Annotated in this window: 12 protein-coding genes; 6 read left to right on the forward strand and 6 right to left on the reverse strand. The window is 71.6% G+C overall.

The genetic code is table 11. The annotated features are described in order from the left end of the window. Window positions 1-53: 53 nt before the first annotated feature. The 3 genes from ACZ63D_RS25190 to ACZ63D_RS25200 are packed head-to-tail and all read right to left on the reverse strand — an operon-like array spanning window position 54 to window position 3,634. Complete coding sequence (locus tag ACZ63D_RS25190; protein WP_465356796.1) at window positions 54-1,325, reverse strand: NAD(P)/FAD-dependent oxidoreductase; 1,272 nt, start codon at window positions 1,323-1,325, stop codon at window positions 54-56. 27 nt (window positions 1,326-1,352) lie between these two features. Further along, window positions 1,353-1,607, reverse strand: a complete 255-nt coding sequence (locus tag ACZ63D_RS25195) for a hypothetical protein (protein ID WP_465356797.1) — start codon at window positions 1,605-1,607, stop codon at window positions 1,353-1,355. An 8-nt stretch (window positions 1,608-1,615) separates the two neighbouring features. Beyond that, window positions 1,616-3,634: a carbamoyltransferase family protein gene (locus ACZ63D_RS25200; RefSeq protein ID WP_465356798.1), complete on the reverse strand. Its 2,019-nt coding sequence runs from the start codon at window positions 3,632-3,634 to the stop codon at window positions 1,616-1,618. Between the two features lie 252 nt (window positions 3,635-3,886). Between ACZ63D_RS25200 and ACZ63D_RS25205 the strand changes: the two genes are divergently transcribed. The 5 genes from ACZ63D_RS25205 (at window position 3,887) to ACZ63D_RS25225 (ending at window position 8,727) form a co-directional block, all read left to right on the forward strand. Next, the gene (locus ACZ63D_RS25205; protein WP_465356799.1) at window positions 3,887-5,260 is read left to right on the forward strand and encodes an FAD-dependent oxidoreductase; all 1,374 of its coding nucleotides are present in this window, start codon (window positions 3,887-3,889) and stop codon (window positions 5,258-5,260) included. A gap of 85 nt (window positions 5,261-5,345) precedes the next feature. Then, a complete protein-coding gene (locus ACZ63D_RS25210; RefSeq protein WP_465356800.1) occupies window positions 5,346-6,380 on the forward strand; it encodes an RNA polymerase subunit sigma-70 in 1,035 nt (344 codons plus the stop codon). Beyond that, window positions 6,380-6,712: a hypothetical protein gene (locus ACZ63D_RS25215; RefSeq protein WP_465356801.1), complete on the forward strand. Its 333-nt coding sequence runs from the start codon at window positions 6,380-6,382 to the stop codon at window positions 6,710-6,712. Before ACZ63D_RS25210 ends, ACZ63D_RS25215 begins: the two co-directional genes overlap by 1 nt. Before the next feature lie 42 nt (window positions 6,713-6,754). Further along, the gene (locus ACZ63D_RS25220; protein ID WP_465356802.1) at window positions 6,755-8,308 is read left to right on the forward strand and encodes an MFS transporter; all 1,554 of its coding nucleotides are present in this window, start codon (window positions 6,755-6,757) and stop codon (window positions 8,306-8,308) included. Window positions 8,309-8,343: 35 nt separating this feature from the next. Beyond that, window positions 8,344-8,727 (forward strand): VOC family protein, encoded by a 384-nt coding sequence (locus ACZ63D_RS25225; protein ID WP_465356803.1) that lies wholly within the window; start codon window positions 8,344-8,346, stop codon window positions 8,725-8,727. 228 nt (window positions 8,728-8,955) lie between these two features. Here ACZ63D_RS25225 and ACZ63D_RS25230 read toward each other — a convergent pair whose 3' ends face one another. Then, window positions 8,956-10,176, reverse strand: a complete 1,221-nt coding sequence (locus ACZ63D_RS25230; RefSeq protein ID WP_465356804.1) for a cytochrome P450 family protein — start codon at window positions 10,174-10,176, stop codon at window positions 8,956-8,958. Between the two features lie 180 nt (window positions 10,177-10,356). Here ACZ63D_RS25230 and ACZ63D_RS25235 point away from each other — a divergent pair, with 180 nt between their 5' ends. After that, entirely contained in the window at window positions 10,357-11,532 is a 1,176-nt protein-coding gene (locus tag ACZ63D_RS25235; RefSeq protein WP_465356805.1) for an acyltransferase family protein, read from the forward strand. Between the two features lie 54 nt (window positions 11,533-11,586). Here ACZ63D_RS25235 and ACZ63D_RS25240 read toward each other — a convergent pair whose 3' ends face one another. Further along, window positions 11,587-12,267, reverse strand: coding sequence for a DUF2306 domain-containing protein (locus tag ACZ63D_RS25240; RefSeq protein WP_465356806.1), 681 nt, complete (start codon window positions 12,265-12,267; stop codon window positions 11,587-11,589). Then, complete coding sequence (locus ACZ63D_RS25245) at window positions 12,264-13,535, reverse strand: activator-dependent family glycosyltransferase (protein ID WP_465356807.1); 1,272 nt, start codon at window positions 13,533-13,535, stop codon at window positions 12,264-12,266. Before ACZ63D_RS25245 ends, ACZ63D_RS25240 begins: the two co-directional genes overlap by 4 nt. Window positions 13,536-13,537 lie beyond the last annotated feature (2 nt).

A 13,537-nucleotide genomic window follows, 5' to 3' on the forward strand; every position in this document is an offset into this window, starting at 1 on the left:
ACAACGAAAGGGGCCGCCCCGGAGCTTCCGGAGCGGCCCCTTTCGTTGTGCGATCAGGCGGCCGAGTCGCCAGCCAGCAATTGCTCGAACGACGCGGCGACCGGCGCCAGCGCCTCGGACTGGGTGGAGTACATCCCGGCGAACCGGTCCGGCCGCCACGGTTCCAGGTCCCCGACCAGTTCCGTGCGGCCCAGCGCGATGCGCTCGGCCAGCGCCCGGCCGAAACCGGGGCCGTGGGTGACGCCGAGTTCGTTGTCGCCGCCCACCACGTACAGGCCGTCGAGGCCGGGCACCTGGCCGAGCAGCGCCATGTCGTCCGGGGTGTAGCAGGGTGCGCCGTGCTTGACCCGGATGCTGCTCGGCTGGCACAGCGCGGGCAGGTAGCGGGCGGCCCGGGCGACCCGCTGGTTTTCCAGCACGCCGTCGGTGGGCAGTTCGTCCAGCCGGTCGGGCACCGGCTGGTCGACCAGGACATTGCGCGGATACGTGGTGTACATGCCGCCCCAGAGGAGGCCGCCGTCGTGCCAGCGCACCCACAGCACGGTGCCGCCGCCGGGCTCGTCCGGGAGCGTGCCCATGAGCATCATCACTGGCAGGGTCTCCGGCAGCCCGAGCGGCTCGGTGATGATCCGCGAGGTGATCTGCGGGACGGCGGGCAGGAAATACCCGTGCGGCCGCAGCAGTTCGGTGTTCCAGGCGCCGGCCGCGACCACCACGCTGTCGCACTCCACCGGCCCGGAAGGCGTGTCCACGCCGGTCGCCCGGCCGCCGCTGACCCGGATGCCGGTGACCGGCCGCCGGGTGTCGATCACGCCGCCCGCCCGGGTGATGCGGTCGGCCATGGCGGCCGCGACCTTGGCGGTCGTGACCTGGGCTCCGCTGGGCAGGTACTGGGCCGCCCGCACCAGATCGCCGTTCACCACGCCGCCGGTGAGCTCGGTGATCCGGTCGCCGGCCAGCGGGACGCTGTCCGGGTCGGCCGCCGTCCAGGCGAGGCCGCGGTTGTGTTCCCACGCGTCTTCGCTGGCGCAGACCCACAGCAGGCCGTTGCGGCGGTAGTCGACGTCGTAGCCTGCCTCGTGCAGACCGGCGTAGAACTCCAGGCCGTAGCGCTCCACCGGCAGCATCGGCGAGGTCGCGCCGTGCAGCGGCGACAGCGTGGTCCACGGGGCCAGGAAGCCGCCGCCCGCGCCGGTCGTGCCCTCGAACAAGCCGTCCCGCTCCAGCAGCCGCACCCGCGGCACCCCGGCCTCCAGCAAATGCAGCGCGGCCGAACTGCCGAAGATCCCGCCGCCCACGACGACGACATCGGCGCTGTCAGTCATGCCAACCTCCTCGGAAAGGTTTCGTCATCAGGAGGCGGCGCGCTTCGCCGCCTCCTCCCGGACCGCGTCGGCCTCGCGCACCAGGCAGAACTTGACCGCCTCGTTGGCCGAACGGGCCGCGGCGGACGCCGTCCGCAGATCCTCGACCGCTTCCCGCCGTCGGCCCACCCGGCGGTGCCGCACGGCCGCGTCGAGCAAGCGGCGGACCTCGGCGCAGGCGTTCAACGCGTGCTGCAGCGCGTCGTCGCCGTACGGGGCGCGGTGCTGGCTGGGAACGGACACCAGAGCACCTACCGAACCCTCGGCGTCAACGTGAACATCCGGTCCTGCCACCGGGAGTGCAGCTCCCGCCGCAGCTCCTCGTCCAGGGAATGGCCCGCGCGCGCGGCCAGTTCCCCGACGGTCCGGTGTCCGTCCACTTCGGACAGAAGGTCGTGCAGCCGGGCGGAAATCTCCCGCCGCGGGCCGGTCGCGTAGTCCAGCGCGATCTCGCAGCGGCGCGTCGCGGCCCCGGACCCGTCGGTCGCGACGGTGCGGGAGACCCGGGTGACCGGCCGGAAGCGCAGCACGAAATCGTCGAAGTCCAGGTCGGCCCCTGGCTTGCGGCGCACCACGAAATCCCCCGCGACGAGGACGTCCAGCCCGGTGGTCAGGAAACCGGCGAGCACGTCGGTGAGGTCCTGCACGATCGGCTCGGCGTTGTTGTTGAACGAGGTGTTCAGCAGCACCGGGGTTCCGGTCAGGTCCCCGAACCTGGTCACCAGACGGGAGAATTTCGGGTTGGCCTCCTCGTCGACGACCTGCACCCGGGCGGTCCCGTCGACGTGCGTCACGGCGCCGAGCTGGCTCCGCCGCTCCTCGCGGACCGGGACCACGAAGGACATGAAGTCGTAGTTCGCCGCGGTGGCCGGGAGCTCGAAGTAGACGTCCGCGTCCCGGCTGGTCACCACCGGGGCGAACGGCCGGAAGCTCTCCCGCTTCTTCACCATCGCGTTGATCCGGGTCTGGTTCTCCTTCGGCCGCGGGTCGGCGAGGATGCTGCGGTTGCCCAGGGCTCGGGGACCGAATTCCGATCGGCCCTGTGCCCAGGCGACGACCGCCCCGCCCGCCAGCAGTTCCGCCGTCGCGCCGACCACGTCCTCCGGCCGCTCGTAGTCGACGAGATCGCCCCACGCCTTCAGCGCGCGTTCGATCTGGTAGCTGTCGCCAAGGCCCGGTCCGAGGCTGGCGCTGCGCATCCGGGCGACCGGCGGCGGTGCCGCGCCGAGGCTCCGAGCGGCGGAGAGGGCAGCGCCCTCGGCGGCTCCCGCGTCGTGCGAAGCCGGGTGCACGAACACCTCGTCGAACAGCCCGGACCGCAGAATCAGCCCGTTCAGGCTGCTGTTGTGCGCGACGCCGCCGGTGAAGCACAGCTTGCGCAGGCCGGTGGTCCGGGCCCAGTGCCCCAGCACGTGCAGCACGATCCGTTCCAGCGCGTCCTGCAGACCGGCCGCGAAATCCATGTGCTGCTGGGTCAGCGGTTCGCCCTTGCGCCGGGGCAGGAATCCGTTCGCGAAGAACGCGGGACAGACCAGGTTCATCTCCGGGGAGCCCGGGTTGAGCTCGTAGCCGCCGTCCCGTTCGAGCCGGCACAGCTCGTCGAACACCTCGCGATAGCGTCCGGGATCTCCGTAGGGGGCCAGGCCCATCACCTTGTACTCGTCGCCGAACCGGTAGCCGATCAGGTTGATCGCCGATTCGTAGAACGTGCCCAGCGACTGCGCGATCGAGTACCGGCCGAGCGTGGCCAGATCCGCGCCGGCGCCGTGGAAAACGGTGCCGGAATGCTCCTCGCCCCGTGCGTCGAGCACCACGACGAGGGCTTCGTCCATTCCGGACTGGGCCAGCGCCGAAGCGGCGTGGCAGACGTGGTGCTCGGTGAACACCAGCCGGTCGTCCGGGGGCCGCCAGCCGAGCCGCCCGTGCAGCCGGTCCCCGATCAGGTCGCTCGCGTAGCGCAGCGGCGTCGCCGGGTTCTCCACGTACCAGTTGTTGAGGGCCTGGTCGGTGAACTCGCGGTCGAAGTAGTAGCCGACCGCGTCCACGTCCCCGGGCGCCGCCCCGGCGAGATCCAGGCAGGCCTGGACGGCGTTGACCGGGAACTTGGTCGTCTTCTTGATCCGGTTGAGCCGCTCCTCCTCCACCGCGGCGACCAGTTCCCCGTCGCGGACCAGGCAGGCGGCGGCGTCGTGGAAGTAGTAGTCCGGCATGCCGGGGACCAGGTCCGCGCTTTCGGTCCCGAAGTTGCCGTTGATCCCGAGTACCAGCATCGAGCCCCCATCGAGGATGCGTCGTCGTCCTGGAATGTCGTCCTGGAATGCGGCCGGAGAGGTCCGCGCGGTGCCATTGTCGGCACGCGACGCCGGTCGCCGACAGTGACCGGTGAACCCGCTCCGCATGGGTTTTGCACGACTTCCGCCGCGAGCGCGGGCGAGGCAAGGCAGGAGTGGTACCCCGTTCGCGGCGGGTGCGACTCTCGGCCGGGTTTGGACACTCGGCGCTGGACGTAGGAGGCGACCTGGATGGAGACGCGCAATCGCGACCGGGCGGTAGTGCTCGGCGGCAGCATGGCCGGCCTGCTGGCCGCCCGGGTGCTGTCGGAAAGCTTCGCCGAAGTGCTGGTCCTCGACCGGGACGACGTCGACGGGGTCGCCGGCGCCCGCCGGGGCGTGCCGCAGGGGCGGCACGTGCACGGCCTGCTGGCCCGCGGCCAGCAGATCCTCGAGGAACTGTTCCCCGGGTTCACCCGGCAGATGGTCGGAGCCGGGGTGCCGACCGCCGATCTCGGCGGCCTGCGCTGGTTCTTCGACGGCAGGCGGCTCTGCCCCGGCGACACCGGCCTGACCTGTGTCTCGGCCAGCCGGCCGGTGCTGGAGCACCACGTGCGGGAACGGGTCCGGGCGATCCCGAACGTCCGCCTGGAGCACCGCGAGGTCCTCGGCCTGGTCGCCTCCCCTCGCCGGGATCGGGTGACCGGCGTGCGCACGACGGCCGGGGACGAGCCGTCCGCGCTCGAAGCCGACCTGATCGTGGACGCCACTGGGCGCGGTTCGCGCACGCCCGCCTGGCTGGCCGAGCTCGGTTACGAGCGTCCCGCGGAGGACCGGATCCCCATCAAGCTGAGCTACACCACCCGGCACTTCGCCGTTGCCTCGCCGGACGTGCTGCGAGGCGACCTGTCCATCAACCCGGTGTCCACCCCGGCGAGCCCGCGCGGCGCGTTCCTCAGCGACATCGGCGGCGGACGGTGCGTCGTCTCGCTGACCGGCGTGCTGGGCGACAGCGCCCCGGTCGACTCTGAGGGGTTCCTGGAGTTCGCCCGGTCGCTGCCGGTCCCGGACGTGTACGAGGTGATCCGGGACGCCGAACCGCTCGACGACGCCGTCGCGTTCCGGTATCCCGCCAGCGTCCGCCGCCGTTACGAACGGCTGGACCGCTTCCCGGAAGGATTCCTGGTGCTGGGCGACGCCGCGTGCAGCTTCAACCCGGTGTACGGCCAGGGAATGACCGTCGCCGCCCTGGAGGCGCTCGTGCTGCGGTCGCGCCTGGAATCGGGAGGAGCCGTGCCCGCCCGGGCGTTCTTCGCCGACCTCGCCGAGGTCATCGACGTGCCATGGGGGATGTCCGCGGCGGGTGACCTGGGGTTCGCCGGGGTACCCGGCAAGCGCACCGCCCAGGTGAAATTCCTCAACGCCTATCTGGCGCGGCTGCGGGCGGCCGCGGTCCGGGACGGCAGGCTCACCAGCACGTTCATGCGGGTCGCGGGACTGGTCGACCCGCCGTCGGCGCTGCTGAGCCCGTCGACCGCGCTGCGCGTGCTGCGCAACGGCTGGCGCGCGGCCCCGGCGCCGGTGGCCGCCGCGCCGGAGCGGCCGGACAATCGGCTGGCCGCGTGACGCCCGGCGAACGGCGCCCGATGAGTTTCCCCTCCGGCGGCCGTCACATGAGTACAAGGGTCCGAAGAACAGGGAGGCGACGACCATGACCATGCGGGTGGATCCGGGCGGCGGGGCCGAGAACACCGACCTGGTGAGCGCGGCGCGGGCGGGCGACGAGTCCGCCTTCGGCGAACTGACCGCGCGGTACCGCCTCGAACTGCAGGCGCACTGCTACCGGATGCTCGGCTCGTACCACGAGTCCGAGGACATGGTGCAGGAGACGTTCCTGCGGGCGTGGCGCAAACGCGAGGGCTACGAGGGCCGGGCCACCTTCCGGGCCTGGCTCTACCGGATCGCCACCAACGCCTGCCTCGACCTGCTGGACCAGCGCTCCCGCACGCCGCTCGCCGGCGACGGCGCGCTCCCGGGCGACCCGGACGCGGCGCCGCTGCCCGCGGTGGCGGTCCCCTGGCTGCAACCGTGCCCGGAGCCGCTCGTCGAGGCGGTCGAGGCCAAGGAAACCCTCGAACTGGCGTTCCTGGCGGCCATCCAGCACCTGTCGCCGCAGCAGCGCGCGGTGCTGATCCTGCGAGACGTGCTCGGCTGGTCCGCCAAGGAGACGGCCTCGGTGCTGAACACGACGCTCGCGTCGGTCAACAGCACCTTGCAGCGGGCCCGGCCGGCGATGAAGAAACACCTGCCGCGACGGCGCATCGACTGGACGTCGCCGCCGGGCAGTTCCGAGCAGGACCTCGCGGTGCTGCGCCGCTACATGGCCGCCCTGGACAACTCCGATGCCAACGCGCTGGGCGACCTGCTGCGCGCCGACGCGCGCTGCGGCCAGCAGTCCGGCGCCGGCGGCAACATGGGCCCGGACCCGATCTGGTACTCCGGCCGCGACACGATCCTGCGCGCCTGGTCCCCGGCGCTGCGCGGCGACGACGCCGTCGAGTTCGCCACCCGCGCCACGTCGGCCAACGGGCAGCTCGCGGTCGCGACCTACGCCCGCAAGCCGGGAACCGGCGCCTACCAGGCGTTCGGGCTGACCGTGCTCGAAGTGGCCGACGGCCTGATCGCCGAACTGGGCGTGTTCACCCCCGAGCTGTACCCGGCGTTCGGCCTGCCGCGGAGCGTCTGATGGCCTCGCGGTGGCTGTTCTCGCAGTCCACTGTGGACCTCGCGCCGGGCCAGTGCTGGCCCGGCCGCGGGCGCTCGGGCGAGCGTTCTTCGCTGGTGGTGGTGGAACGCGGCCGCGTGCAGATCCGCTGCCCCGGCGGCGCCGGCGCGGACTTCGACGAGCACTCCGTGCTGACACTGGCCGGTCTGGGCGAGGAATGCGCGGTGTACAACCGCGGCCCCGGCGACGCGGTGCTGGTGGTCGTGCGCCGGCGGGCCTGGCGCTCTCTTCTCGCGCGGATCCGGCGTTTTTTCCGCGCACCCGATGATTCCCGACCGGCTCGGCCGTCGTAGTAGGTACCGAAGCCGATCTCCGAGACGAAAAGAGGCCGGACAATGACCGATCACGTGCCTGCCGCCGGGCGGCGCGAGTGGACCGGGCTGCTGGTGCTGCTGCTGCCCACGCTTTTGCTCGGCGTCGACCTGAGCGTGCTGTACCTGGCGCTGCCGCGGCTGAGCGAGAGCCTGCACGTGGACACCGTGCAGCAGCTGTGGATCACCGACATCTTCGGGTTCATGATCGCCGGTTTCCTGGTGACGATGGGAACTTTGGGCAATCGCATCGGCCGCCGCAAGCTCATCGTCCTCGGCGCGGCCGCGTTCACCGTGGCCACGCTGGTCGCGGCGTTCTCGGTCAACGCGGGCATGCTGATCGCGGCCCGCGCGGCGATGGGCATCGCCGGCGCGACGATGGCCCCGTCCACCATGGCGCTGATCAGCACGATGTTCCGCCAGCCCAAGCAGCAGGCGTTCGCGGTGGGCGCCTGGATGAGCTGCTTCGTCGGCGGCAACGCGGTGGGGCCGCTCGTCGGCGGGCTGCTGCTGCGGTCGTTCGGCTGGGGCTCGGTGTTCCTGATCGGCGCGCCGGTCATGGTGCTGCTCATCGTGCTGGCCCCCTTCGTGCTGCCGGAGTTCCGGGACGAGAACCCGGCCCCGCTGGACCTGATCAGCGTCGCCCTCTCGCTGTTCGCGGTGCTCGGCACCATCTACGGCATCACCGAAATGGCCCGCAACGGCGTGGAATTCCCCTACGTCGCCGCGGTCGTCGCGGGCCTGGCCGTCGGCGTGCTGTTCGTGCGCCGTCAGCGCCGCGTGGACCACCCGCTGCTGGATCTGGGACTGTTCGGCAACCGCACGCTGCGCAACGCGCTGACCATCAGCGTGATCGGCGCGGTGTTCCTGGGCGGCACCACCTACCTGGTCACCCAGTTCCTCCAGCTGGTGACCGGACTGGATCCGCTGCGCGCCGGGCTGCTGCTGGTCCCGTCCATCGCGGCGATGACCGCCGGTTCGCTCGGCGCCCCGGCGCTGGCCCGGCGGATCCGCCCGGGCTATGTGATGGCGGCTGGAATGTTCCTCGCCGCGGCCGGGTATCTGATGCTCACGCAGGTGCCGAGCACCGGAAGCCCGTGGCTGCTGGTGGTGGGCTGGGCGGTCACGCTCGGCGGCAACGGGCTGCCCGCCGGGCTGGGCGCGGCGCTGGTGGTCGGTTCGGTGCGGCCGGACCAGGCGGGCTCGGCCTCGGGGCTGTCCCAGGCGTTCAGCGAACTCGGCCTGGCCGCGGGCATCGCACTGGTCGGCAGCCTGGGCGCGGCGGTGTACCGCGCCGGCCTTTCCGACGTGCCGGCGTCCGAGCAGACCACCGCGGCGCGGCGGAGCCTGAGCGAACTGCTGGCCACCGGCCATCCCGAACCCGGGCTGCTGGCCACTGCGCGCGCGGCCTACACCGACGGGCTGAACGTGGCGGTCGGGGTGAGCGTGGGCGTGTTCGCGGTGCTCGGCGTGCTGTGCCTGCTCACCTTGCGCCACGTCCCGGCCTACAACCAGGCCGAAGCAGGATCCGGCCCAGCGGAGGAAAGCGCGGGTTCCGGCGAACTGGTGGGCCACTGACGGCTCCCGCCGCCATCGACCGTAAGGAGACAGAGATGCTCAACGACAGCAAGGCTTTCAGCGGAATCGCCGTCGACGACCTCGACGCGGCCCGGACCTTCTACTCCGAGACTCTCGGCTTGGCCGTCCGCGTGGTCGACGAGAAGTACGGCCTGCTCGGGCTCGACGTGTCCGGCGACCGGGAGGTGCTCATCTACCAGCACCCGGACCACCAGCCGGGCAACTACACGGTCCTCAACTTCCCGGTGCCCGACATCGAGTCCGTTGTGGACTGGCTGACCGGCCGGGGCGTGAAGTTCCTGCGGTACGACGGCTTCGACGCCGACGAACGCGGCATCTACCGCGGCGGCGGCCCGCTGATCGCGTGGTTCGCCGACCCCGCGGGCAACACGCTTTCGGTCCTGCAAGACCAGGGCTGAGCGAACCCACCGGCCGCCTCCGCGAACGCGGGGGCGGCCTTTCGCTGCGCGCGTTTTCCTCGTGCCGTCAGCATTACAACCCGCTCACCGACAAGACCGGCACCGCGGCCGACGACCGCCGTCGATCTCCGGAGAACCCCTCTCCCCCATGCCGCACAGGCGAAAGCCGCTGACAATGCCGCCGTCATGGCACTGTCAGCGGCTTTCGCCTTCTTGGGGGCCGAGGAGCTAGGCGGTCAGACGGACCGGCAGGCTGCGGTGGCCGTTCATGATGAACGTGGGCAGCGGCTCCAGGTCTTCGGCGGGCACTGCCAGGGACAGCTCCGGGAATCGGCGGAACAGAGCGGACAGGCCGATCGTGGCGACCGCGCGGGCGATGCCGGCGCCGAGGCAGAAGTGCGGCCCGAAGCCGAAGGACAGGTGATCCTTGTCCTCCCGGGTCGTGTCGAACTCGCAGGCGCTCTCGCCGTGCCGGGCCGGGTCGCGGCCGACGCCGCTGTAGTTCACCAGAATCGGGTCGCCCTGCGGGATCCGCACGCCGTCCAGCTCGATGTCGGTCACCGCGTACCGCAGCGGAAGGTGCGCCAGCGGCGACTGCACCCGCAGCGTCTCGTCGATGACCGCGTCCCAGCTGATCTCTCCGCTGGTCACCAGAGCAAGCTGGCCGGGATGGCTGAGCAGCGCGGTGATCGCGTTGTCGAAGAAGTTGATCGTGGTCTCCGAACCCGCGCCGAGGATGGCGAAAATGGTGTCGGTCAGCTCGTCCTCGGACAGCCGCGAGCCGTCCTCGTCCCGGGCCGCGATCAGGTCGGTGGTGATGTCCGCGCCGGGCTCGCGCCGCTTGTGCTCGATCAGCGTCCGCATCGCCCCCCGCCACCCTTGCAGGGTCTTCTGGGCCTGCTCCGGCGTGACCGTGGTGTCGACCATCATGTCGATCACCTTCGCCGTCTCGGCCCGGGCCTGTTCGGACATCCCGATCAGGTCGGCCACGAGCATGGCGGGCAGCGGATAGGCGAACTCCTGCCGGAGGTCCACGACCTCGCCCGGCCCGGTGGTGGCGAGCTTGTCCAGCAACTGGTCCGCCAGCTTCGCGATGTGCGGGCGGATCGCCTGGGTGCGGCGCGGGGTGAACGCCTTGCCGACCAGGCGGCGCAGGCGGACGTGGTCGGCGCCGAAGGCGGTCACCATGTTGTCCATGGCGACCCAGCTGATCATTTCCCAGTCCGGCGGGATCTCGCCGTTGATGAACCTCGGCCAGTGGTTGCGGGCGCTCTTCGTGACCCGCGGGTCGGCGAGCACCTTCTTCACCGCGGCGTAGCTGTTGATCGACCACGCCTGGACGCCGCCGGGCAGCTCCACCCGGACCGCGGGCCCGAGTCCGCGCAGCCGGGCCGTTTCGCCGTGGAGGTCGCGACCGCTCGGGTCGAGGACAGGACAGCCTTCGTGCATCGGATCTCTCCCTGCTCCGTTTGTCGGTCCCTTCCCGTCCAACTTCGCACCGGCACGGCGGCGGATCGCCTTCTCGGTTGCCTTCATCGCGCAAGCACGGAGGCGCTGCGCGCACCCCGCCGGACGAGGATTCGTCCCGCTCGGACCGCTCCGGTCCGGCGCGTACTGAGGGGAGCTTCCGTGTCCGCAGTCAATCCGACCGTTCCCGCCGCGGTGAAGCCGGAGCCGGCCTCGCCGGCCTGTCCGTCCTTGACCGGGCTTCGCTTCGCGGCCGCTGGTCTGGTCTTCGCCTTCCACAGCTCGCTGACCGCGTCGCCGGTGACGCCGGGCCAGCCGGTGAACCTGTTCGCCGATCCGGCCGTCGCCGTCCCGTACGCCGAGGTGCTCAACACCAGCGGTTTCGCCGCCGTGTCGTTTTTCTTCGTGCTCAGCGGGTTCGTCCTGACCTGGTCCCACCGGCCCGGCGAATCCGGACGCTCGTTCGTGCGGCGCCGGCTGCTCAAGATCTATCCCAACCACGCGGTCACCTGGGCGCTGACGATGATCTTGTTCGCCGGTGCGGCGACGCCGATATCCCGCTGGCTGCCCAACCTTCTGCTCGTGCATTCCTTCTCGCCCGATCCGGGCGCGTCGATCAGCGTCAACTCGCCGAGCTGGTCGCTGTGCTCGGAACTGTTGTTCTACTTGCTGTTCCCGTTGCTGATCGGCCCGGTTTCGCGGTTGCCGGAGCGCCGGTTGTGGCCGGCGGCTGGCGTCGTGGTCGCGATTGTGGCCGCAGTGGCGCTGCTGGTGCAGTTCGCGCTGCCCGCGGTGACCGGCGGGCCGGGCGCGGGCGGATCCCCCTCCACCGCGCAGTTCTGGCTGGGCTACTTCTTCCCGCCGACCCGGCTGCCGGACTTCGTGCTCGGCATGCTGATCGCCCGCATCGTGCGCACCGGCCGGTGGCGGCACGCCGGAATCGGCCGGTCTTCGCTCGCGTTCGCCGTCTGCTACGCCCTGTCCCTCTGGCTGCCGCCGGTGTTCCGGTTCGACGCGGTGATGATCGTGCCCCTGGGGCTGCTGGTCGGTTCCTTCGCGTCCGCGGACGTGCGCGGCGCGCGCACCGGCGGGCTGCGCAGCCGCCCGATGGTCTGGCTCGGCGAGGTGTCCTTCGCGTTCTACCTCTGTCAGGGCCTCGTCCTGCTGTACGGCCGGACGCTGATGGGCGGCCGTCAGTTCTCCACCGGAGTCGCGATCCTCGTGCTGATCGGGTTCTTCGTGACCACCGTGCTGGCCGGCTGGCTGCTCCACATCGGCGTCGAACGCCCCGTCATGCGACGCTGGGGCCGCCGCCGAGCCGGACTTCCCGCCGCCTGACCGATGACACACCGGCGCCCCTCAGCGGCTCTGCCGAGGGGCGCCGTCCGCCGTTCAGCCGCGAACGGGAACCGGGGCCGGGCGGCGAGCCGTCCGGCCGAGCCACCACTGGGCCAGCAGCAGATTGACGGTGAACCCGATCCAGGTCGCGGTCTGCCCGGCCATGATCGCCCACGGCGGCGAGTAGCCGGGAACGAACGGCAGAGCCACCAGCACGAGGCGGCCCCACACGACCGAGTAGGTCAGCGCGACGCTGTAAATCATCCACTGCCGGTGCCTGGCGAACCTGCGCCCGCGAGCGTGCGCGTAGGCGACCACCGTGGCGGCCAGCCACAGCACGCCGGTGACCAGATTTCCGGGCGGGTACAGCGAAACCGGCATGATCACGAAGGACAGCAGGGCCGCCGGGATCACCCCGGCGAACACGTACACCCGGCCCAGAACGCGGTGCAAAGCCGGACGCCGCCGCCGGAGCCGGCCCCAAACCTGCACTGGCGCGGTGGCGATGGCGATCGTCCCGCACGCGATGTGCGCGACGAGCAACCCGTAGTGCTCCGGGAAACCAGGTGTCATCGGGAGCCGGGACAGCCGCGGGTTCAGCGTCAGGTACGGCGGCAGCGCGTAGGCCAGGAAAGCCACCGAGATCGCCGCGCCCACGAGCCACCAGGCCCGGTCGCGCGGACGCCTGGTCCGCCCCGCCGCGGTGCGGTCGCTCTCTTCCAGAGTGCGGGTCACGGCGCCTCCGTCCGGTGAGCCGCGGTGAGCCGTTCCAGCTCCGGCACGATGTCGTTCGGAGTCGGCGTAGCCAGCGCTTCCTCGCGCAGCCGCGCGGCGTTCGCCTGGTAGGAAGGGTCGTCCACCAGCCGGACCAGCGCACCGCGCAGCGCGTCCGGGGTGATCACGTCGGAGTCGCCGACGTAGATTCCGGCCCCGCGCTTCTCCAGGCCGTTGGCCATCGCCACCGGGCCGTACCACTTCTCGGTCCACCAGCAGCTGGGCGTGATGAGCTGCGGAACGCCGTGCTCGACGGCGGAGGCGAACGTGCCCGCCCCGCCGTGGTGGATGATCGCGCTGCAGCTGGGAAGCAGGAAGTTGAGCGGGACGAAGTCCACGGCGCGGACGTTGTCCGGCAGCGCCGCCTCGCCGGCCTGCTCCTTGGTCAGGGTCGCGACCACCTCGACGTCGAGGTCGGCGACCGCGGAGAGCAGATCGCGGGAGCTGGCCTCGACCCGGCCCGCCTCGCGGTGGGAGTTGCCGAGGGTCAGGCAGACCCGGCGGCCCTCCGGCGGCTCCCGCAGCCAGTCCGGCAGCATCGCCGGCCCGTTGAACGGGATGTGCCGCACCGGAAGGTAGGTCACCCCCGGCGGATGCCAGGTCCAGGACGGCATCAGGTCCAGCGTCCACTGGCCCAGCACGGTCTCCTCGCTGAACTCCCCGCCGAAGCGGGCCAGCTTGGGGCCGAGCCAGTCGCGCATCGGGTCGCGGTCCGCGCCGCGGCGCCCGGCCAGGAACGCCGACCGGACCTGGGCGACGCCGTCGGTGGCCAGCACGAGCCGGGCGTGCGCCGCGCCGCAGGCCTGGGCCACCACCGGGCCCGCGTAGGTCAGCATGTCCCAGACGACCAGGTCCGGCCGCCAGGTCCGGGCGAACCCGATCAGGTCGTCGAACAGGGAATCCGGGCACATCAGCGGGTACAGCCGCTCGACCAGCGTCTCGAACTCGGCCGCCGGATCGTCCTCGGCGTACTGGGTCTGCACCGGGTTGGGCCGCGGCCCGCCCGGGGCCGCGGTGCCCGGAGCGGGCTCGGCCTCGTTCATGCCGCCGATGACCTCGACCAGGTCGCCGGCCGCCACCCCGGTCAGCCCGGTGGCTCCGATCGAGCCGGCCAGATCCGGCTGGGCGGCGACCAGGACCTCGTGGCCCGCGGTCCGCAGCGCCCAGGCGAACGGGGTCGCGATGTGCAGGTGGGAGCGGTTCGCCACGGTGAGGAACAGAACACGCATCG

It is taken from the genome of Amycolatopsis sp. NPDC104775 (assembly GCF_055583325.1).